Consider the following 20,653-nt stretch of genomic DNA (forward strand, 5'->3'; position numbering starts at 1 on the left):
GTCTTGATGTGGGGGGATGGCCTACTTCGCGCTGAGCTTGCCGGCGTCCTCGAAGGTGGGGCAGGTCCGCTGCTCCAGCGGCACGTCGAACGGCCCGTAATTGTCCTTGGTGATCACCGTCGGCTTCAGCACGATCTCGCTGATGACAGGCTGGCCCCGCAAGGAGCGGATCGCCATCATGGTGCCGAGGCAGCCTTGCGCAAAGCCGTTGTAGTCGCCGCTCGCCAGCAGCTTGCCGGACTTGATCGCGTCGATCGCCTCCTTGGTGCCGTTGATGCCGATCACCTGCGCCTTGCGGTTGGCACCGTCGAGCGCCTCGATCGCGCCGACCGCCATGGCATCGTTGGCCGCCAGCACGCCGTCGATCTGTGAATTCGACTGCATCAAATTCTCCATGACCTGAAGGGCCTGCAGCCGCTGGTAGTTGCCGGGCTGCGAGGCCAGCAGCTTGGCGCCGGGCGCTTCCTTCAGCGCGTCGTTGAAGCCGCGGACGCGGTCGACATTGGTCAGCGAGCCCTTGACGCCTTCGATGATGACGATGTTGCCCTTGCCGCCGAGCGTCTTCAGCAGGAAGCGCGCGGTCTCCAGCCCAAGGCTGTAATCGTCGGCGCCGACGAAGGACAGGAACTTGCCGCCGGCAGAACGGTCGGTGATGTTGACGACCGGGATCTTGGCTTCGTTGATCTTCTCGACCCCGGGGACCATCGCCTTGTAGTCGACCGGCGTGAACACGATCGCGCTCGGCTTCTTCACCACGACGTCCTCGATCTGGCTGAGCTGCTCGGGGATCGAGTCCGGCTTGGTCGGGATGTACTGCAGCGTCTTCGCGTTCAGCACCTTCGCCATGTTGTCGGCGCCGACCCGCACCGTCTGGAAGAACGGATTGGTCTGGTTCTTGGTGAAGACGGCGATGGTCTCGCCGTCGGCACGCGCCGCAGTGGTGAGCGCGGTCGCCATCAGCAGCGGCAGCGCCACATAGCCAATTGTCTTTCTCATATTGCCTCCATCCCTCATTTTGCTTGTTGGATTGCTAAGTGCTCATTGCGCGCGGCGGCGGGTCTTCATGTCGAGCCAGACCGCGAGAATGACGATGACGCCGGTGACGAGCGGCTGCCAATTGGCGCTGACCGCGAGCAGGTTCATGCCGTTCAGCACCAGGGTCAGGATCAGCGCGCCGATGAAGGTGCCGAACACGGTGCCGACGCCGCCGAACAGCGAGGTGCCCCCGATCAGAACGGCCGCGATCGCCGGCAGCGTCAGGCTCTCGCCGATATCGGCCTCGGCCGAATTGAGCCGCGACAGGAAGATGATCGAGGCAAGTCCCGCCATGGTGCCTGAGACCGCGTAGACCAGCAGCAGGCGGCGTGCGACGGGAATGCCTGATAGTCGTGCGGCGACAGGATTGGCGCCGATCGCGTAGATCTCCTGGCCCCAGACCGTGCGCTGCGCGAAGAACGTCCCGATGCCGAGGAACACCAGGAGCAGGTAGACCGGAATGGGCAGGCCGAACAGATAGCCGCTGCCGATCTGGCGGAAGCCGGCCGGGAAGCCGTGCAGGGTCTCGCCCGCCATGTACCAATAGGTGAGGCCGTTCAGCACCCAGAGCATGCCGTAGGTGGCGATGAAGGAGGGGATGCGGAGCGCCGTGACCATGACGCCGTTGATCAGGCCGACGAGCCCGCCGCAGGCAAGTCCGGTGAGGATGCCGAGCGCAGGCGAACCGGTCGTGTGGATCACGGTACCGGCGAGGCAGGCGGACAGCGCGACATTGGCGCCGACGGAGAGATCGAGGCCTGCGGTCAGCACCACCAGCGTCAGGCCGGAGGCGATGAAGAAGGTCAAGCTTGCCTGCCTCAGCACGTTGAGGATGTTGCCGAGGCTCAGGAAGGAATCGCTGAGCACGGCCAGCACCGCGCAGATCAGGAAAGCCGCGAGCAGGCGATAGAATAGCTGGACCGCGTCCTGCGACAGGAAGGAGCGGGGCGGCGCCATGGCGCCCTTGGTGATGTCGGTCATGTGCGGCTCCTGAGGCCGTCGAGGAACAGGGCAACGATGACGAGCACGCCGACGCTGGCGACCTGCACCGAGGAGGGGAGCGAGATCAGGTTCAGCCCGTTGCGCAACACGCCGACGGAAAGGACTCCGAGCAGCGTACCGAGTAGCCAACCATTCCCGCGCTCGAACGAGGTGCCGCCGACGGCGACGGCCGCGATGGCATCGAATTCCAGGCCGAGGCCGGCGGTGGGATGGCCGGAGTTCATGCGTGCGGTCATCAACAGGCCCGCGATGCCGGCCATGGCGCCGCCGATCGCGTAGACCGCGATCAGCAGCCTGTTGGGCGAGAGCCCGGCATAGCGCAGCGCCTCGCGGTTGCCACCGAGGGCGAAGATGTAGGTGCCGAAGCGGGTGTGATAGAGCAGGCCGTGAAAGGTCGCATATGTCACCAGCGCCATCACGATCGGCACGGGAATGCCGAGCAGCGTCGCCGAATAGATGTCGCGCACGCTGTGGGGAATGCCGACCACGCTCTGGCCGTCGCTGACGATCAGCGACAGGCCCTGCGCCATGCCGAGCGTGCCGAGCGTCGCGACGAAGGGAGGTATGCCGAGAATGGCGACCAGCCAGCCGTTGGCGAGGCCAAAGGCCGTGCCGACCAGAAGGCCGGCGCCGAGGCCGAGCAGCATCGACTTGGTCGCAAGCGACACGATCGCGACGCACAGCGAAGTCAGCGTCAGCACCGCGCCCATCGACAGGTCCAGCCCCTCCGTCATGATGATCAGCGTCATCGGCAGCGCGAGCATGGTCAGGATGGTCGACTGCACCAGCACGTTGGAGAGGTTGGCGACCGACAGGAAGCCGGGCGCGATCACGCTGAACAGCGCGATCAGCAGCACCAGCACCATGGCAACGCCGGGAATGCGCTGCAGCGGATTGGGTTGAGCGACGACCGCGACCTCACGCATGATGCATCCCCAATCGCACGATGTTCTCCTCGGTCAATTCGTTGCGTGACAAATGTCCCGCGATGCGCCCCTCGCGCATCACATAGGCGCGGTCGCAGACATGGCAGATCTCGACCTGCTCGGACGAGATCATCAGGGCCGCGGCGCCGTCCGCGACGAGGCGGTCGATCAGCGCGAAGATCTCCGACTTGGCGCCGATATCGATGCCGCGCGTCGGCTCGTCGAAGATGAAGAGCTTCGAGCCGGCTGCCAGCCATTTGCCGATCACGACTTTCTGCTGGTTGCCGCCCGAGAGCAGTCCGACGGTCTGGCGTGCGCTTGGTGTCGCGATGCGGAGCTGCCGGATCAGGCCGTCGGCGGTGCGCTGTGCCGAGCGTTGGTCGAACAGCCCGCTCGGAAACAGCTTTTTCAGCGCCGACACCACCAGATTGTCGCTGACGGATCGCAGCAGCGCGAGGCCTTCGCTCTTGCGGCTCTCAGGGATCAGCGCGATGCCGCGGCGGGCGGCGAGATCCGGCTCGCCGGAAATGCTCTTGCCGTCGAAGATGATCTCCCCCGATGTCACGGGATCGGCGCCGAAGATGGCGCGGGCGACCTCGCTGCGGCCGGAGCCGACCAGCCCGCACAGCCCAACGATCTCGCCGCGGCGCACCTCGATGTTGATGTCGGAGATGCCGGTGGACGCGGAGAGGCCCTTGACCTCGAGCAGCACCTCGCCGGGCTTGTCGGCGAAATTCCGCGGATAGGTCATGTCGACGTTGCGGCCGACCATCATGCGGACCAGCTGGTCCGGCGTGACGTCGGCAGGCCGGACACCGTCGATGCGGCGGCCGTCGCGCAGCACGGTGATGCGATCGCCGAGCGCGAACACCTCGGCCATGCGGTGCGAGATATAGACGATGGCGACGCCATCGGCCTTCAGCCGCGCGATCAGCGCGAACAAGAGCTCGGTCTCGCGATCGGACAGGGCTGCGGTGGGCTCGTCCATGACGAGGATGCGGGCATTCTGGCTGATCGCCTTGGCGATCTCGACCATCTGCTGCTGGGCGACGCCAAGCTTGTCGACGGTGGTGGCGGGATCGATGTCGAAGCCGATCGTGTCGAGCACGCGCTTTGCGTCGGCCAATATCCTGCGGCGGTCGATGGTGCCGGGAATGCGGCCCTTTGGCTCGCGGCCGAGGAAGATGTTCTGGGCAATGTCGAGATAGGGGACGAGCGAGAATTCCTGGAAGATCACGGCGATGCCGAGCTTCTGCGCATCGGCGGTCGAGGAGATCGCGACTCTTTCGCCATTGTAATAGAACTCGCCGGTGTCGGCGCGATAGGCGCCGCACAGCACTTTCATCAGGCTCGACTTGCCGGCACCGTTCTCGCCCAGCAGCATATGGACTTCGCCGGGGTAGACGGCAAAGGACACGTCGTCCAGTGCCTTGACGCCCGGAAACTCCTTGCTGATGCCGCGCAATTCCAGCAGCGGCGTGGGCGAGGTGACCTCGATCGGGAGCGCGTCGCTCATGGCTTGTTGCTCATGTTTTGGCTCTGCCAGCAAAGATCTTTCCGGGGTTCATCAATCCGTCAGGATCGAGCGCCGTCTTGATCGATCGCATCACATCCACGGCCTCGCCGAGCTCGTCGGTGAGATAGCCGATCTTGCCGAGCCCGATGCCGTGCTCGCCGGTGCAGGTGCCGTCCATGGCGATGGCACGCGCGACCATGCGGGCCTGCAGCGCCTTGGCGCCTTCCGCCTCCTCGGGTTTTGTCGGGTCGATCAGGATCAGCATGTGGAAATTGCCGTCGCCGACATGGCCGACGATCGGCGCGGTGAAGCCGTGCTCGTCAGAGTCGCGCCGCGTCTCGATCAGGCATTCCGCCAGACGCGAGATCGGCACGCAGACGTCGGTGATCACAGCGCGCGCGCCGGGCCGCAAGCCAAGGCCGGCGTACAGGGTGTTGTCGCGGGCATGCCAGAGCCGGCTGCGGTCTTCCTGCGCCTTAGCCCAGGCAAAGCCATGGCCGCCATGCTCGGCCGCGATCGCCTGCGCGGCTTCGGCCTGCTCGGCGACGGAAGTCTCTGAGCCATGGAATTCGAAGAACAGGGTGGGAGCCTCGCGATAGCCGAGCTTTGCGTAGGCATTGATGCCGCGCATCATGACATCGTCGAGCAGCTCGATGCGGGCCACGGGGATCGCGGACTGGATCACGGAGATCGCGGTGTCCACCGCATCGTGCAGGGTGTCGAAGCTGCAGACTGCCGCCGAGATCGCCTGCGGCACCGGGTGTATCTTCAGCGTGATCTCCGTGATGACGCCGAGCGTGCCTTCCGCACCGACGAACATGCGCGTCAGGTCGTAGCCGGCCGCCGATTTCCGCGCGCGCCGGGCGGTACGGATCACGCGGCCGTCGGCCAGCACGACCTCGAGCGCCATGACGTTGTCTTTCATGGTGCCGTAGCGCACCGCCATCGTGCCGGAGGCGCGCGTCGAGGTCATGCCGCCGATCGAGGCGTCGGCGCCGGGATCGATCGGGAAGAACAGGCCGGTATTGCGCAGCTCCGCATTCAGTTGCTTGCGCGTGATGCCGGGCTGCACCACGACGTCCATGTCGCTGTCGTGCACCGTGAGCACCTTGTTCATGCGCGCGAAGTCGAAGCAGACGCCGCCGGCGACCGCCGCCGCATTGCCTTCGAGCGAGGTCCCGGCGCCGAACGGGACGATCGGCATGCCCGCGCCGGCGCAGAGCTTGACGATCTCGGCGACCTCCTGCGTGGTCTCGGGGAAGACCACGATGTCGGGCGGCAGGCTCTGATAGTGCGACTCGCTCTGCCCGTGCTGATCGAGCACGCCGCGCGCGACGCTCGCGCGCGGACCGATCATGCCGGCAAGGCGCTCGGCCACAATGCCCGTGCTGACCCGCGGTCCCATCCTCGGCTCCCGTCCCTGTTTTACGGACTCTTGTTGGTCCGTCGTTGAGCTTAAGCGGCTCTTGCGTTGCTTGCGACCTGCTTCAGGCCGAAATCATAGTTGAGATGAAAATAGTCGCGCTCCACCATGCGACCATCCGGCGCACGGCCGGCGGGATGACGGACGAATTCGCGGATCAGGCTGTCCTTGACGCCGAACACCACGTCGCTGTCGAGATATTGGTCGCCGGCAACGAACACGTGCGTCACCAGCTGCTCGAAACCGGGGGCTGAGATCATGAAGTGCACGTGCGCCGGGCGCCAGGGATGACGTCCCTGCACCTCCAGCATCTCGCCGACCGGTCCATCATGCGGAATCGGGTAGGCGGCCGGCTTGATCGACCAGAAATGGAAGCGGCCGTTGGTGTCGGTATGGAAGCGGGCGCGCATCGCGAGATCGCCGATCTCATCGAGCTGCTGCACGTCGTAATAACCGTCGTCGTCGGAGTGCCAGACGTCGACGATGGCGCCGGCGAGCGGCTTTCCGTCCACGGCCGAGACCGAGCCGGTGACCAGCATCGGATCGCCATCCATCGGCCCGGAGATGTCAGCGCCGCTGTCCTTCTCCGGCGCGGCCTGGACGAAGAACGGCCCGAGCACCGTGGTCTCGGTCGCGCCTTCGGGCACCGGATGGTTGATGGCGTCGACCAGCATGGAGACGCCGAGCGTGTCCGACAGCAAGATGAACTCCTGGCGCTTGTCGTTGCACATGTGCCCGGTGCGGGTCAGGAAATCGATGCCGAACTCCCACTCCGTCTGGGTGGGCCGCACCTCGCGGACGAAGGCGTGCAAGTGCCGCACCAGCGCTTCGCTCACCTGCTTGATGCGTGAATCGGTCGCGCCCGCGATCCGCTCCAGAACGGCGTCCGTGATCGTGTTTTCGTTGAAGTTACGCATGTGTATCTCCGCGATCAGGGTTTTGGTTCGCCGAGGCCGGACAGCCGTTCGAGATGCTTGACGGTCGCGATGAAGTCGGTATCACCGTCGCCCTGCGCGACCAGCGCGCCATAGGTCTCGCGCACTTGCGCGGCGAGCTGCAGCGGCACGCCGACGGCGTGGCCGGCGCCCAGGATCAGGTCGAGATCCTTGGCCATCTGCCTGCAGGAGAAGGTGGACTCGAAGTCGCGAGTCCGCAGCGGCGCGGTCTTGTACTTCACCATGGGAGAGGCGACCGCGCTGTCGTCGAGCACTTTCAGGATGTCCTGCCAGGCGATGCCGCCCTTGCGCGCCAGCGCCAGGCTCTCGGCCATCATCGCCGCAGACACCGCGATCATCAGGTTGACCGAGAGTTTTGCGTAGCGCGCTTCCTCGGCCGGGCCGAGATAGGTCTGGGCGCGGGTGAATGCGGTGAACAGCGGCTTTGCGCTCTCGAAGGCGTCCTTCGGCCCCGACACGAAGCAGCTCAGCGCGCCGGTGTGAACGATGCTGGCATTGCCGGAGACCGGCGAGCGCAGATAGGAAATGCCGCGTGCCAGCGCGGCGGCTGCAACCTCAGCCGAGGCTTCGACACTCACGGTGCTGGTTTCGATCAAGACGGCACCGGGCGCCATCGCGGCGATCAGGCCGGCGGAGCCGAGCAATGCGCCGCGCAAAGCAGCGTCGTCGGGCAGGGACGTGATCACTGCGGCCTTGCCGCTCACGGCCTCGGCCGGCGAGGCGGCAATCGCAATGCCCTGCGCGCGTGCCTCGTCGATGCGCGCCGCGCTCTGGTCGAACGCGGTAACGGCAAAGCCCGCCTTGGCGACGAGCACCGACATCGGCAGGCCCATCTTGCCGATCCCGATGAAACCAACTGTTTTCAGAGCGTCAGTCATTGTTCTTGTCCATTGGCGCCTCAGGCGGCGCGTCCCTGTCGTTCAATATCCTGCACCAGCCGCCGGCCGGATTGCGCCAGCAACTCCTTCTTCGTCTCCAGCCCGTCAACCAGCAGCCAGCCGTTGCGCTTCTTCCAGGCGCCGCCGATCATGACGGCCTCGATGTTGGCGAGGCTCGTCTGCATCACGACGGTTGCGACGGGATCATGCACTGGATGGAGATTGAGGTCGGAGGCGTTGATGATGACGAGGTCGGCGAGCTTGCCAGGCGTCAGCGAGCCGATCTGGTGCCCTCGGCCGAGCATGCGGGCGCCTTCCGTCGTGACCCAGCGCAGCGCTTCGCGCGCGGGAATCGTGGTCGTCGCCGGAATGGCGCCACTCGCCTTGCGCGATTCCGCATTGTCGAGCGCCCGCTGCATCGAGAGCGCAACGCGCGCGACGGAGAGGAGATCGCCGGCCAGCACGGATTCGAGATCAATCCCGACCGTCGGCCGCACGCCGCGCTTCAGGAGGCGGCCGGTGATCGGAAAGCCATGGCCCTGGATCATCTCGTTCTCGGGCGTCACCGAGAACGATACGCCGAGATCGACGAGACGATCGAGCAGATCATCGGGCAGATCGTTGCCATGGACGATGTTGATGCCGGGACCGACGAGGCCGGCCTCGAGCAGCTTCTCCCAGCCGCCGGGCGTCTTGGCCGGACCGCCGCCCTGATGCATCGATGCGATCAGCTTCAGCTCCCGCGCCAGGCGGAAATCGTGCATGGCGACGTCGAGCGTCGAATAATGCGGACCGAGGATGGCGAGCCCGAGCGTGACGAGGCCGTCGCGGTCGGCGAGGGGCCCGGCCAGCAGCCGCTCGACCTCACGGCGCGGATGCGGCACTTCCGAGAAATGCGGCTCGCCCGGCTTCGGCTCGGGCTTCGGCGAGCCGTGGAAGAACGCGGCGCGGACGCCGCTTTCGATCAGGCCGCGCACGGCTGCGTTGGTATGATCCGGCGTCGGGTTGTTGTGGCACCAGTCGACCAGCGTAGTGACGCCGTGATTGATCTGGTTCAGCGCGCCGACGAGGGTTGCGATGTAGATGTCGTCGGGCCGGAACACGGTGGCGAGGCCCGCATGCATGCGGCGGAAATACTCCAGCAGCGTCCAGTTCGCTGCAAAGCCGCGCAAGCCAGTCTGCCAAGTGTGCATATGTGCGTTGATCAGGCCGGGAATGACGATGCGGCCCCTGCCGTCGACGACCGCCGTGTCGGCCGCAGCGTCGATCGACGGGCGCACCTCGGCGATCCGGCTGCCCTCGACCAGCACATCGCCGGTCGAGAGATCGCCGATCGCGTCATCCATGCTGATGACGGTGGCGGATCTGATCAGGGTGCGCCGCATCGCTTCAAGCTGCCGCTTTTATGGCGCCGGGTGGTTCGCCGGCCCAGGCGCGTGCGATCAAGTCGCGAATGGCGCCACGCTCGAGCGGGCGCGGATTCCAGTAGGCATTCGTGACTGCGAGGTCAGCCGCCTTGTCGATGCCGCCCTCGGGCATGCCGACATCGCGTAGCGCGACCTTCGCACCCAGCCGCTTCGCAAGTTCGAAAAGCCCCCGAGCTGCATCGGCTGCCCCGATCGCGCGCGCGATCCGCACCATCGCGTCGGGCACGGCCGGCGCGTTGTAGGCCAGCGCATGCGGCAGCACGATGGTGTGCGTTTCGGCGTGCGGCAGGTCGAAAGTGCCGCCGAGCGTATGGCAGAGCTTGTGATGCAGCGCCATGCCGACAGTGCCGAGGCAGACACCGCACAGCCAGGCGCCATAGAGCGCCTCAATGCGGGCCTCCCGATCGTCGCTCCTGGCGACAATGGCGGGCAGGGCGCGCGCCAGCGCGCGGATGCCTTCTTCGGCCATCAGCGAGGTGACAGGGTTGGCGTCCCGCGCGTAAAGCGCCTCGACGGCATGGGCGATCGCGTTGATGCCGGAGGTTGCGGCGAGGCTCGCCGGCAGCGTCAGCGTCAGGTCGACGTCGTAGATCACGGTCTCCGGCAGCACGGCTGCATCGCGCACCGTGGTCTTCAGTCCGTTCTCGGTCTGGCCGACGATCGGCGTCATCTCCGAGCCGGCATAGGTGGTGGGAATGCAGAGCTGGTTGACGCCGGTGCGCAAGGCCAAGGCCTTGCCGAGCCCGGTGGTCGAGCCGCCGCCGAGCGAAACGACGCAATCGGCTTCGCATGCCTTCATTGCCGCGAGCGCGCGGTCCGTGACCTCGACCGGCGTGTGCATGGTGGCGCCGGAAAAGATGCCGGCATAGAGCGGGCCGAGCGCGGCTCCCAAGCTCTTGCCTTGTGCCTCCTGCTGCGGCGTCGTCAGCACCAGCGCACGCTTGCCGCCGAGCCGCTCGACCTCGGCCTTGGCTGAGGCGAGCGTGCCGCTGCCGAACACGACGCGGCAGGGCAGGTTTTCGAAGGTGAACGAACCGATCATGCGCCGGTCTCTTTGATGGGATAATCGACCTGGAAGCGCCCGATCCGCAAGTCGCCCAGCGCCTCGCGCACACGCAGATGCTCCGGGTGGTTGGCATAGGCGGCGAGCGCCGCCTGGTCGGTGAATTCGGAGAACAGCACCACGTCGCAGGCATAATCGACCGCACTGACGTCCATGCCGACTTCGATATGGGTGAGGCCGTCGATCCGGCCCTTGAGGCCCTCGAACAGGGTCTTGACCTTGAGCCGGGCGGCCGAGCGCTCCTCAGGGCTCTCCCCGCGCAGTCGCCACATCACGATGTGCCTGATCGGGCCCGACATTTCCTGATTTCCTCGCCTGCGATGGTGCTTTGTTGGTGCCATTTTGCCTTGCAGAAATCGGAAATAAAGGTCAAAATTTGTAAGTCTCTTTTCCTTATTTCGCAAAAATGGACCGGCTGCTTCAACTCGAGGTCTTCTCCAAAACCGCTGAGCTCGGCAGCCTTTCCAAGGCCGCCGAAATCCTGCGGATGTCGAACGCCGCTGCGAGCCGCCATCTCAGTGCGCTGGAGGAGCGGCTTGCGGTCCGGCTGATCGAGCGCAACACGCGCCGGCAATGGCTGACCGAAGCGGGACAGGAACTGCTGCAGCGGTGCAGCACGCTTCTGAACGAGCTCGCCGAGGCTGAGGACGCCGTCTCCGACCGCGCGCTGTCGCCGAAGGGCATGCTGCGCGTGACGAGCTCGCTCTCCTTTGCGATGATCTACCTCGCACCGATGCTGCCAGCCTTCCGTGCGCTCTATCCTGATCTCAGCGTGCAGATCATCAGCGCGAACCGCTACCTCGACTTCATCGAAGCCGGCATTGACGTTGCGATCCGTACCCGCGAGCACGAACCGGATTCCAACATCATCGTGCGCCGCATCGGGCAAATGCACCGCGTGCTCGCGGCCGCTCCGTCCTATCTGGAGAAGCACGGCCGGCCCGAGCATCCCGCCGATCTCGCCCGTCACAACATGCTGATCTACAATCTCGCCAATGATCCCTATTCGCTACGGCTGAGCCAGGGCAGCACGACGCAGACGATCCGGATCGCGCCGACGCTCGACAGCAATGACGGCCAGATCATCTGTGGTGCGGCGCGCGCGGGGCTCGGCATCCTGATCCAGCCGCTCTATATCGTGCAGGGCGATATCGCGGCTGGCCGGCTGGTGCCTGTCCTGAGTGATTGGCAGCTGCCGTTGCTCACCATGAACATCGCCTATCAGAACCGCGTCAGGCTGCCCGCCAAGATCAGGGTGTTCTCCGACTTCCTCGTCAGCTACATCCGGGAGCATTCAGAGCCGGGGATCTGGATCGACGCGGCGAAGTGAGCGGAAGCAGCATGTATCTCGGCATCGATCTCGGCACGTCGGCGGTCAAGACGGTTCTCGTCGACGATGCCCAGCGCGTGATCGCAAGCGAGAGCCGGTCGCTCGCGACCGTCTCGCCGCAACCGGGCTATTCCGAGCAGGATCCGGCGCAGTGGATCGATGCGACCTTCGCCACGCTGGATGCCCTCAAGGCGTCGCATGCCGATGCGTTGGCGGCGGTCGCAGGCATCGGGCTGTCCGGCCAGATGCATGGCGCCACGCTGCTCGATGCGAGCTTGAGGCCGCTGCGGCCCTGCATCCTCTGGAACGACGGACGCTCTGCGACTGAGTGCCGTGTCCTGGAGCAACGCTGGCCCGCCTTGCGCGAGGTGACGGGCAACAAGGCGATGCCGGGCTTCACCGGGCCAAAACTGCTCTGGATCGCCGCGCACGAGCCTGAGATCTTTGCGGCGACGAAACTCGTTCTTCTGCCAAAGGCCTATCTGCGACTGGTGCTATCGGGCGAGGCCGTCGAGGATGTCTCGGATGCCTCGGGATCCCTGTGGCTCGACGTCGCGCGCCGCGACTGGTCGGACGCAGCGCTGGCAGCGAGCGGCTTGTCGCGCGAGCACATGCCGCGCCTGGTCGAGGGATGCGCGCCCGCAACCACGCTGCGCAGCGAACTCGCGCGGCGCTGGGGGATGATCAGGCAGCCGGTGATCGCGGGTGGGGCCGGCGACAATCCCGCGGGCGCCATCGGTATCGGCGCAATCCGGCCGGGAGCCGCTTTCGTGTCGCTGGGAACCTCGGGTGCGCTCATGGTCCCGACCGACCGGATCGCCGCCAATCCCGACCGTGTCGTGCACACGTTCTGCCACGCCATTCCAGGGATGTGGATTCAGGCCGGCGCGATCCTCTCGGCCGCTTCCTGCCTTGCCTGGCTCGCGCGCCTGTTCGGCGCCGCCGAGGCCGAGCTGCTGGCGCCGCTTGGAGCACGACCGCAGGCGCCGTCGCCCGTGAGCTTCCTGCCTTATCTCGCCGGTGAGCGGACGCCGCACGACGATCCCGTTGTGCGCGGCATGCTGGATGGCCTGAGCCATGGCACCGATCGCGCGGCGATCGTGCGGGCGGTGCTCGAAGGCGTTGCCTTCGCGCTTGCCGATTGCCGCGATGCGCTCGCGGATGCCGGCATCTGGATTGCGGAAGCCGACGTGATTGGCGGCGGTTCACGCTCTGCCTTCTGGCTCTCGGTGCTGGCGAACGTGCTGAGCATTCCGATCCATCGCTTTGCCGGAGGTGAAACCGGCGCCGCGTTCGGTGCGGCGAGATTGGGGCGGCTTGCTGTCACGGGTGAGGCAATCGGTGACGTATGCATGCAGCCGCAGCGCATCGAAACATTCGAGCCCGACGCTGCACTGGTCGATGCCTACGCTGAACGGCTTCCCGCCTGGCGCGACCTGTATCGGCCGCGCCACTAGCTGGCCCAATCTGGTTTGCATACTTCGGTATATTCGCCTTCGGTATTGCCCTGCGTCACCCGCTTTTGTTTAATGACCAAACCGCGTTGCCGAGAAACGAGACGCGGGTGGGAAACGCATTGTGCGCCGGGAGGCACGATGAACGATCCGATCCTCGAGATGCGCGGGGTCTCGAAGACCTTCTTCGGCATCAAGGCGCTGCGGGCCGTCGATCTCACCGTCTATCCCGGCGAAATTCACGCCCTGATGGGTGAGAACGGCGCCGGCAAGTCGACGCTGATGAAGATCCTGTCCGGCGCCTACCGGCCCGACCCGGGCGGCGAGATCCGCATCGAGGGCAGGGCGGTGCGGATCGAAGGCCCGCTCGGCGGCCGCGCGGCGGGCATCTCCATCATCTACCAGGAGCTGTCGCTCGCTCCCAATCTCAGCGTTGCCGAGAACATCTATCTGGGACGGGAGATATCGCGGTCAGGCTTGCTGGCGCGCGGCACAATGCGCGAGGGCGTCGGCCCGATCCTGAAGCGCCTGGGCGCGGACTTCCTGCCCTCGACGCTGGTGGCGCATCTGTCCATGGGGCAGCGGCAGCTGGTCGAGATCGCCCGTGCGCTGCACGTCAGATCGAAAATCCTCATCATGGACGAGCCGACCACCTCGTTGTCGGCCGCCGAAAGTGAGCGGCTGTTCGCGTTGATCCGCCAGCTTCGCGCCGAGGGCCTTGCCATCATCTACATCTCGCATCGCATGGACGAGGTCTATGCGCTCGGCGATCGCGTCACCGTGCTGCGCGACGGCCGCCTGGTCGGCTCGCTCGACAAGCCCGAGATCCGTGCCGACACCATCGTGCGCTTGATGGTCGGTCGCGACGTCTCCTCGTTCTACAAGAAGGACCATGATCCGGAGGCGGGGCGGGGGCATCCCGTGCTCGCGGCGATCGACATGGCCGATGGCGGGCGCGTCAAGGGCTGCTCTCTCACCGTGCATGCGGGTGAGGTGGTCGGCCTTGCCGGCCTGATCGGCGCCGGTCGCACCGAGCTTGCGCATCTCATCATCGGCGCGTCACCGAAAACCTCCGGCCGGCTCGAGCTGGAGGGACGTCCGGTCGAGATCCGCACGCCGGGCGAGGCGCTCGAGGCCGGCATCGCCTATCTGACGGAAGACAGGAAAGCGCTCGGCCTGTTTCTCGACATGTCGTGTCTGGACAACATCAACCTCGCCGTGCTCGGCCGCGATGCGAAGCTCGGCTGGTTTCTCGATCGCGACAAGGCCCGCGAGCGCGCCGACCGCGCCTTTGCCGGCCTCAGCATCCGCGCCGCGAATGCCGGCGTTCCCGCCGGCGGCCTGTCAGGGGGCAACCAGCAGAAGGTGCTGCTGTCGCGACTGCTCGCCATCGCGCCGAAGGTCCTCATTCTCGACGAGCCGACGCGCGGCGTCGATGTCGGTGCCAAGTCGGAAATCTATTCGATCATCGACAATCTCGCCAAGGCCGGCACCGCGATCCTCGTCATCTCGTCCGATCTGCCCGAGATCATCGGCATCTGCGACCGCGTCATCGTGATGCGTGCCGGGCACATTGCCGGCGAGGTCAGCCGCGGTCCGAATTCGCCGCTTGCGCAGGAAGACATCATGGGGCTTGCCACGGGGATGGAGCATCTCGATGCCTGACAATGGTGCTGCGGAGGCAAAGCCGGCATCGACGACGACCAATGGCGCTGCCGCGGAGACAAGACGCCAGCGGATGAGGATGCTGATCAGCGCGCTCGGCATGTTGCCGGTGCTGCTGATCCTCTGCATCGGCTTCAACGTGCTGTCGGAAGGCCGCTTCTTCACCGGACAAAATCTCGGCATCGTATTGCAGCAGGCCGCGGTGAACACCGTGCTCGCCGCCGGCATGACCTTCGTCATCCTCACCGGCGGCATCGACCTGTCGGTCGGCTCGATCCTGGCGGCCTCCGCGATGGCGGGTTTGACGCTCTCCAAGATGTCGGAGCTCGGCTTGCTGTGGCTGCCGGCCGCACTGCTCACCGGCCTCGTCTTCGGCATCGTCAACGGCGCGCTGATTGCGCTGCTGCGCCTGCCGCCCTTCATCGTCACGCTCGGCTCGCTCACCGCAGTGCGCGGCCTGGCGCGGCTGCTCGGGGCTGACACCACCGTGTTCAATCCCTCCATTCCCTATGCCTTCATCGGCAACGGCTCGTTGACGCTCATTCCCGGAGTCGCGTCGATCCCATGGCTCTCGGTAATCGCCTTGCTCGTCATTCTCGTCTCCTGGCTGGTGCTGCGCCGGACCGTGCTCGGCGTGCATATCTATGCCGTGGGCGGAAACGAGAGCGCAGCGCGGCTTGCCGGCATCAAGGTCTGGGCCGTCCTGATCTTCGTCTACGGCATCTCCGGACTTTTCGCCGGGCTCGGCGGCGCCATGCAGGCGGCGCGGCTCTACGCAGCCAACGGACTCCAGCTCGGCCAGTCCTATGAGCTCGATGCAATCACCGCGGTGATCCTCGGCGGTACCTCGTTCGTCGGCGGCATCGGCTCGATCTGGGGCACGCTGGTCGGTGCGCTCATCATCGCCGTGCTCTCGAACGGGCTCATCCTGATCGGTGTCTCCGACATCTGGCAATATGTGATCAAGGGCCTGGTGATCATCGGTGCCGTGGCGCTGGACCGCTACCGGCTGCAAGGCTCCGCGAGAACGTGAAAGGTCTGGCGCGCAACGGCGTGCGCATGGCTTGAGACGAGATTCCGTTGCGGCAACTGGTCTGCCGCGCCGGGGACGAAGACAGACCAGGGAGGAAGTCCATGTTGAAGACGATCATGCTCGCCGGCGCCGCCATGGCGCTTGCCCTCACCACCGCACCATCCTTCGCCAAGGAGCTCAAGTCGATCGGCGTCTCGCTGGGATCGATGGGCAATCCGTTCTTCGTCGCGCTGTCGAAGGGCGCCGAGTTCGAGGCCAAGAAGACCAATCCCAACGTGAAGATCACGACGGTCGGCTTCGAATACGACCTCGGCAAGCAGGTCACCCAGATCGACAATTTCATCGCCGCTGGCGTCGACCTGATCCTGCTCAATCCCGGCGATCCCAAGGCGATCGGGCCGGCCATCAAGAAGGCGCAGGCCGCAGGCATCGTCGTCGTCGCTGTCGACACCGCGGCCGAAGGCGCCGATGCCACCGTGACCACGAACAACGTGCAGGCCGGCGAGATCTCCTGCCAGTACATCGTCGACAAATTGGGCGGCAAGGGTGACGTCATCATCGAGAACGGGCCGCAGGTCTCCGCCGTGATCGACCGTGTGGTCGGCTGCAAGAACGTGTTCGCGAAGAATCCCGGCATCAAGGTGTTGTCGAGCGACCAGGACGGCAAGGGCTCGCGAGAGGGCGGCCTCACCGTCGCGCAGGGCTATCTGACCCGCTTCCCCAAGATCGACGCCATCTTCGCCATCAACGATCCGCAGGCGATCGGCACCGACCTTGCGGCACGCCAGCAGAACCGAACCGGCATGATCATCACCGCCGTCGACGGCGCGCCCGATATCGAGGCCGCGCTGAAAGATCCGCAGTCGCCGCAGATTCAGGCGTCCGCGTCGCAGGATCCGTTCTTCATGGCGCGGCGGGCCGTGCAGGTCGGCGTCGGCATTCTCAACGGCCAGAAGCCGGCTTCGACCGTCGAGCTGCTGCCGTCCAAGCTGGTGACACGGGATAACGTCGCCGCGTACAAGGGCTGGACCTCGGATCGCTCGCAGTAAGGCATCGGGGCGTTCGAAGCACGAGAGATGGCGGGTGGCGGTTCGATCGCGCCGCCCGCCGCCGATACCTCGCGTGCTCACCAGTAGCACGCAGCAATGCCTGTGCTAGCTTTCCACGATCTCGTTCGGTCGATTCGGAAAGCAGATCCGGTGAAATCCACGACGTCAGGCACCGCGTGGCGGCATGCCAATATCGGCCGCCTGCTCAATAACGCCGTGCGGCGCTTCGAAGGCCGTGTGCTCGAATTGATGACCGAGCGGGGCCACGACGAGACGCGCATCGCCCATGTCAGCCTCACGCGCAATCTGGACGTGGAGGGGACGCGGCTCACCGAGCTCGCCCGCCGCGCCTCCATGAGCAAGCAGGCGATGGGCGAGCTGGTCGACCAATGCGCCGCGCTCGGCCTCGTCGATCGCATCGCCGATCCGACCGACCGGCGCGCGCGCATCGTCGTGTTCACGCGCACGGGGCGCAAATGGCTCGATGCGTTCCGTGATGCCGTCGACATTGCCGAGCGGGAGATGCGCGTCGAGCTCGGCAAGGCCACGATGGATGCAATCCTGAAGGGGCTCGCGGTGTATGGCACGGAATTTGACACGCTCGATGACCCGGATTAGTCAGGCAGCTTGACGAAATAGTCAGGTGTCCTTACCATGCAGGTTGGTGTTGGTAGGAAGAAGCATCTTGGAAATTCGTCTGACGGCCGCGGTGCTCATCGTTGGCGGGGGCCCTTGCGCGCTGATGCTGGCCAACGAGCTCGGCCGCCGCGGCGTGTCCGCGATCCTGGTCGACGAAAAGCCGGGCACGACCTTCAACCCGCAAGCCAATGCGACGCAGGCGCGCTCGATGGAGCATTATCGGCGGCTGGGCTTTTCCGACGAGATCAGGCGCGAAGGTCTGCCCGCGGACTACCCGACCGATGTCGCATATTTCACGCGCTATACCGGATACGAGCTGGCGCGGTTCGCGCTGCCGTCAGCGTCGCGGGCGGGTGAGCTGATCAAGGGCATGTCAGGCTCCTGGAGCGCGGCGGAGCTGCCGCATCGGGTCTCGCAGAAATATGTCGAGGCGGTGCTGCGCCGCCACGCCGAACGGCTGCCCGGAATCCAGCTCAACTACGGTCACCGGCTGATCGGCTACACGGAAAGTGATGACGGTATCGTCGGCGAAATCGAACGTCTCGACGATGGCAGCCGCTCCCGGGTCCGGGCCGGCTTCCTGGTCGGGGCGGACGGGCCGCGCTCGATGGTCCGACAATCGCTCGGGATCGTCTATGGCGGCGAGAGCGGGACGCAGCGCGACTTCATGGGCGGCCGCATGCTGGCGGTCTATCTCCGCTCGCCCGATTTCTACGCGCGCGTTCCCCACGCGAAAGCGTGGATGTACAATTGCTTCAACGGCGACCGCCGCGCCTTCATGGCCTCGGTGAACGGCCGTGATGAATTTGCATTCCACACCCAGTTGCGACCGGGCGAGGACGAAACTGCGATCACGATCAACCAGGCCAAAGCCGCGTTCCAGCGCGCCTGCGGTGCGCCGATCGATTGCGAAGTTCTGTCCTTCCTGACCTGGACCGCCGGTCACGCATTGGTGGCAAGCGGGATGCAGCGGGGCAGGGTCTTCCTCGGCGGCGACGCGGCGCATCTGTTCACGCCGACCGGCGGGCTCGGCTACAACACCGCCATCGAGGATGCTGTCAATCTCGGCTGGAAGCTCGCAAGCGTCGTCAAGGGCGTGAGCCCGGCGGCACTGCTCAATAGTTACGAGGTCGAGCGGCGTCCGGTGGCGCTCCGCAACACCGATCATGCGCGCCGCTTCGCCGATTCGCTTGGCCTCTTCGCGCCGGCGCCGGAGATCGAGGATGCCACGGAGGCCGGCCACAAGGCGCGGCGAATCGCGGGTGCCTATCTCAATCAGCACGCCCGTGCCGAGTTCAACATCCCCGGCGTCACCTTCGGCGGACGCTACGACGGCTCCCCAATCATCGTCCCCGATGGTAGCGAGCCGCCGCCGGATGCTGCCAACGTCTACGTTCCCACCGCCTGTCCGGGTGGCCGCCCACCGCATGCGTGGCTGGAGGACGGCATGTCGCTATACGACCTGTTCGGATTCGAATGGACCTTGCTTCAGTTTGGGGACGTCATGTCGGCCCATGCGTCATTCGCTGACACCATTCGCGCGATCGAGGCCGACGTAAAGCTCGTCACGCTACCCAGATCGTTGCGCGATCTCTATGAGGCGGATCTCGCCCTGATACGTCCCGACCAGATCGTGGCTTGGCGCGGCAACGCATCGCAGGCCGGAACGATCGCACGCGTTCTTAGCCGCGTACTCGGGCGCGAAGACGCGCGGCTGCTAGCCGGCGGTGGAGGGATTGGTTCGCGCAGGTGACACGGCCGATGGAATTGCGCTCGTAAAGAGACTGGTCTTGGGCTGGACGCGCGATCCGTCGATCAGCTCGAGCCGCCCGCAGCGATTCAAGGTGTGCAGCTTCCTGCCCGGCCATGCCGGTCCGGGTTTCAGAGTGTGGCGGACGACCTGCTTGAATACCGTCGGCGACAGCTCGACCACTTCCGCCAAGGCAAGCGCTGCGCCGTATCCGTCGGTGCAATCCTGGACGGGTCGCCACAGTCTGTCATCGAGCGTGACGAAGTTTCCTGCCGGCCGCGTGCTGGCGCGGTCGATCAAGACGGGATTGCTGGCGTGGGGAAGCCAAGGCCCCAAGAGCCGATCGGCGTAATAGATCGCCAGCGAATCCGAATAGCCACCCGTTCCGTCGCGCCAGGCGCCAAACAGATAATACAGGCCGTTGTGGCGCGTGATCGTGACGTCGGCCAGCTCGAGGCCGGAAAGGAGCGTTGCGTATCGCTCCCATTTGTCCGGAAACCGAGTGCATTTGTAGAGGGCGACGTCCCCGCGGGTCGAGCTCTCCGGGATCATCCACAGCTCGCCATCGTCCTCGATCAGGAACGGATAGGAGAGGTGACAGGGCTCCTCCAGCACCGGCATCACCTCGCCGATCGGCCCCGCGTCGTTGAACGCGATCGCGGAAATGATACCTTTTCCGACACGGTGATCGAGATCCTCGAAGAAGGCGAAGGTCCGTCCCTGCCACGTGACGGGAAAGGGATCGGCGTAGAAGTGGGTTCCAGGATCTCCCAGAACGTTCCAGCTTGGACCTGACAGGTCTCCGGTCTGCCAGACGCCCGGGCCGTCGTTGAAGCGCCATCCGATATGCCAATGCGGGGCATAGCAGCAGAGGCGATAGATCTCTTTGGCGATCGATACGGCAAGGCCGCGCGCCACGTAGCCAACGGGTCCGCGGTGCGGGACAGTTGAAGCGGGGCGCGGCAGGTGCGGCACGATGCGCGGCCTTCCCGACAGGATCGCCGCCAGCATGGTGAGGGTCCGCGCCATGATCGTTTCGAGCGCACCACTGACGCCCGCAGCAATCTCACCGGACGGATGGCCGCGGTCGAGGACCGAACCGTCGATCTCGTTGACGATCTCGATCACGGGCAGGTCGCCGGCGAGGATGGCGGCGAGCGCGGCATTTTCGCCTGCGACGCCGTTGAACAGCGGCCGCAGATACAGCCGGGCCGGGCTCGCCGGATCGCGCGGGGCATTCGTGAAATCGACGATCACGTCGGCTGTGCCGACGTTGGCCCGCGGCGGTTCCGATCCGATACTCAGCCTGTCGGCGCCGCTGTGCTTGCCCTTGTGCAACACGATGCGTTCAAGCTCGAACAGCGCATCGAGACCCGCCGGCCGCGGCTCCGCCGTTGCCGTCCATGCAACTTGCACCGGCATGTCCCGGCCGTCGACCGACAGCGTCCTGCGGTCCATCCAGCGCCGCGCATAGTCACGTTCACAGCGAAACTCGATGATCATGTCG

Annotated in this window: 18 protein-coding genes; 7 read left to right on the forward strand and 11 right to left on the reverse strand. The window is 65.6% G+C overall.

Going from position 1 to position 20,653, the window contains the following annotated elements:
* Positions 1-21: 21 nt before the first annotated feature.
* The 10 genes from N2605_RS12230 to N2605_RS12275 are packed head-to-tail and all read right to left on the reverse strand — an operon-like array spanning position 22 to position 10,525.
* Positions 22-996: a sugar ABC transporter substrate-binding protein gene (locus N2605_RS12230; protein ID WP_036005202.1), complete on the reverse strand. Its 975-nt coding sequence runs from the start codon at positions 994-996 to the stop codon at positions 22-24.
* A 42-nt stretch (positions 997-1,038) separates the two neighbouring features.
* Complete coding sequence (locus tag N2605_RS12235; RefSeq protein ID WP_036005199.1) at positions 1,039-2,016, reverse strand: ABC transporter permease; 978 nt, start codon at positions 2,014-2,016, stop codon at positions 1,039-1,041.
* Positions 2,013-2,963 carry an ABC transporter permease gene (locus N2605_RS12240; RefSeq protein WP_036023591.1) on the reverse strand — a complete coding sequence of 317 codons (951 nt, stop codon included), beginning with the start codon at positions 2,961-2,963 and terminating at the stop codon, positions 2,013-2,015. Before N2605_RS12240 ends, N2605_RS12235 begins: the two co-directional genes overlap by 4 nt.
* The gene (locus tag N2605_RS12245; RefSeq protein ID WP_109144268.1) at positions 2,956-4,479 is read right to left on the reverse strand and encodes a sugar ABC transporter ATP-binding protein; all 1,524 of its coding nucleotides are present in this window, start codon (positions 4,477-4,479) and stop codon (positions 2,956-2,958) included. The genes N2605_RS12240 and N2605_RS12245 overlap by 8 nt, the downstream gene beginning before the upstream one ends.
* Before the next feature lie 10 nt (positions 4,480-4,489).
* Complete coding sequence (locus N2605_RS12250; RefSeq protein ID WP_260346681.1) at positions 4,490-5,884, reverse strand: FAD-linked oxidase C-terminal domain-containing protein; 1,395 nt, start codon at positions 5,882-5,884, stop codon at positions 4,490-4,492.
* A 50-nt stretch (positions 5,885-5,934) separates the two neighbouring features.
* On the reverse strand, positions 5,935-6,819 hold the full coding sequence (locus N2605_RS12255; protein ID WP_260346683.1) for an intradiol ring-cleavage dioxygenase: 885 nt from the start codon (positions 6,817-6,819) through the stop codon (positions 5,935-5,937).
* A 14-nt stretch (positions 6,820-6,833) separates the two neighbouring features.
* Entirely contained in the window at positions 6,834-7,736 is a 903-nt protein-coding gene (locus N2605_RS12260; protein ID WP_225188305.1) for an NAD(P)-dependent oxidoreductase, read from the reverse strand.
* A gap of 20 nt (positions 7,737-7,756) precedes the next feature.
* Positions 7,757-9,121 carry an amidohydrolase family protein gene (locus N2605_RS12265; protein WP_260346686.1) on the reverse strand — a complete coding sequence of 455 codons (1,365 nt, stop codon included), beginning with the start codon at positions 9,119-9,121 and terminating at the stop codon, positions 7,757-7,759.
* 4 nt (positions 9,122-9,125) lie between these two features.
* Complete coding sequence (locus N2605_RS12270) at positions 9,126-10,205, reverse strand: maleylacetate reductase (protein ID WP_260346687.1); 1,080 nt, start codon at positions 10,203-10,205, stop codon at positions 9,126-9,128.
* A complete protein-coding gene (locus N2605_RS12275; protein ID WP_036005173.1) occupies positions 10,202-10,525 on the reverse strand; it encodes a Dabb family protein in 324 nt (107 codons plus the stop codon). The genes N2605_RS12270 and N2605_RS12275 overlap by 4 nt, the downstream gene beginning before the upstream one ends.
* Positions 10,526-10,632: 107 nt before the next feature.
* On the opposite strand from N2605_RS12275, the gene N2605_RS12280 reads away from it, so the two are divergent.
* From N2605_RS12280 to N2605_RS12310, 7 genes are all read left to right on the forward strand, one after another.
* Positions 10,633-11,556: a LysR family transcriptional regulator gene (locus N2605_RS12280; protein ID WP_036023604.1), complete on the forward strand. Its 924-nt coding sequence runs from the start codon at positions 10,633-10,635 to the stop codon at positions 11,554-11,556.
* Between the two features lie 11 nt (positions 11,557-11,567).
* Positions 11,568-13,013, forward strand: coding sequence for a xylulokinase (xylB, locus tag N2605_RS12285; protein ID WP_260347441.1), 1,446 nt, complete (start codon positions 11,568-11,570; stop codon positions 13,011-13,013).
* A 138-nt stretch (positions 13,014-13,151) separates the two neighbouring features.
* Positions 13,152-14,675, forward strand: coding sequence for a sugar ABC transporter ATP-binding protein (locus tag N2605_RS12290; protein ID WP_057029954.1), 1,524 nt, complete (start codon positions 13,152-13,154; stop codon positions 14,673-14,675).
* Complete coding sequence (locus N2605_RS12295) at positions 14,668-15,708, forward strand: ABC transporter permease subunit (RefSeq protein ID WP_260346688.1); 1,041 nt, start codon at positions 14,668-14,670, stop codon at positions 15,706-15,708. The genes N2605_RS12290 and N2605_RS12295 overlap by 8 nt, the downstream gene beginning before the upstream one ends.
* Positions 15,709-15,809: 101 nt before the next feature.
* On the forward strand, positions 15,810-16,757 hold the full coding sequence (locus N2605_RS12300; protein ID WP_036023609.1) for an ABC transporter substrate-binding protein: 948 nt from the start codon (positions 15,810-15,812) through the stop codon (positions 16,755-16,757).
* 150 nt (positions 16,758-16,907) lie between these two features.
* Positions 16,908-17,375 (forward strand): MarR family winged helix-turn-helix transcriptional regulator, encoded by a 468-nt coding sequence (locus tag N2605_RS12305; RefSeq protein WP_225111848.1) that lies wholly within the window; start codon positions 16,908-16,910, stop codon positions 17,373-17,375.
* Between the two features lie 46 nt (positions 17,376-17,421).
* Positions 17,422-19,149, forward strand: a complete 1,728-nt coding sequence (locus N2605_RS12310; RefSeq protein ID WP_425248843.1) for an FAD-dependent oxidoreductase — start codon at positions 17,422-17,424, stop codon at positions 19,147-19,149.
* Here N2605_RS12310 and N2605_RS12315 read toward each other — a convergent pair.
* Complete coding sequence (locus N2605_RS12315; RefSeq protein WP_260346690.1) at positions 19,114-20,649, reverse strand: glucosamine inositolphosphorylceramide transferase family protein; 1,536 nt, start codon at positions 20,647-20,649, stop codon at positions 19,114-19,116. The two genes, N2605_RS12310 and N2605_RS12315, sit on opposite strands and share 36 nt — an antisense overlap.
* Positions 20,650-20,653 lie beyond the last annotated feature (4 nt).

The sequence above is a fragment of the Bradyrhizobium yuanmingense genome (genome assembly GCF_025200905.1).
Classification (GTDB): Bacteria; Pseudomonadota; Alphaproteobacteria; order Rhizobiales; family Xanthobacteraceae; genus Bradyrhizobium; species Bradyrhizobium yuanmingense.

Excerpts from the sequence above, each read along its gene's own strand:
- N2605_RS12245 (WP_109144268.1), bottom strand. The coding sequence starts at position 4,479 with ATGAGCGACGCGCTCCCGATCGAGGTCACCTCGCCCACGCCGCTGCTG.
- N2605_RS12255 (WP_260346683.1), bottom strand. The coding sequence starts at position 6,819 with ATGCGTAACTTCAACGAAAACACGATCACGGACGCCGTTCTGGAGCGG.
- N2605_RS12300 (WP_036023609.1), top strand. The coding sequence starts at position 15,810 with ATGTTGAAGACGATCATGCTCGCCGGCGCCGCCATGGCGCTTGCCCTC.
- N2605_RS12275 (WP_036005173.1), bottom strand. The coding sequence starts at position 10,525 with ATGTCGGGCCCGATCAGGCACATCGTGATGTGGCGACTGCGCGGGGAG.
- N2605_RS12315 (WP_260346690.1), bottom strand. The coding sequence starts at position 20,649 with ATGATCATCGAGTTTCGCTGTGAACGTGACTATGCGCGGCGCTGGATG.
- N2605_RS12230 (WP_036005202.1), bottom strand. The coding sequence starts at position 996 with ATGAGAAAGACAATTGGCTATGTGGCGCTGCCGCTGCTGATGGCGACC.
- N2605_RS12270 (WP_260346687.1), bottom strand. The coding sequence starts at position 10,205 with ATGATCGGTTCGTTCACCTTCGAAAACCTGCCCTGCCGCGTCGTGTTC.
- N2605_RS12280 (WP_036023604.1), top strand. The coding sequence starts at position 10,633 with ATGGACCGGCTGCTTCAACTCGAGGTCTTCTCCAAAACCGCTGAGCTC.
- N2605_RS12240 (WP_036023591.1), bottom strand. The coding sequence starts at position 2,963 with ATGCGTGAGGTCGCGGTCGTCGCTCAACCCAATCCGCTGCAGCGCATT.
- N2605_RS12235 (WP_036005199.1), bottom strand. The coding sequence starts at position 2,016 with ATGACCGACATCACCAAGGGCGCCATGGCGCCGCCCCGCTCCTTCCTG.
- N2605_RS12250 (WP_260346681.1), bottom strand. The coding sequence starts at position 5,884 with ATGGGACCGCGGGTCAGCACGGGCATTGTGGCCGAGCGCCTTGCCGGC.
- xylB (WP_260347441.1), top strand. The coding sequence starts at position 11,568 with ATGTATCTCGGCATCGATCTCGGCACGTCGGCGGTCAAGACGGTTCTC.
- N2605_RS12265 (WP_260346686.1), bottom strand. The coding sequence starts at position 9,121 with ATGCGGCGCACCCTGATCAGATCCGCCACCGTCATCAGCATGGATGAC.
- N2605_RS12260 (WP_225188305.1), bottom strand. The coding sequence starts at position 7,736 with ATGACTGACGCTCTGAAAACAGTTGGTTTCATCGGGATCGGCAAGATG.
- N2605_RS12295 (WP_260346688.1), top strand. The coding sequence starts at position 14,668 with ATGCCTGACAATGGTGCTGCGGAGGCAAAGCCGGCATCGACGACGACC.
- N2605_RS12290 (WP_057029954.1), top strand. The coding sequence starts at position 13,152 with ATGAACGATCCGATCCTCGAGATGCGCGGGGTCTCGAAGACCTTCTTC.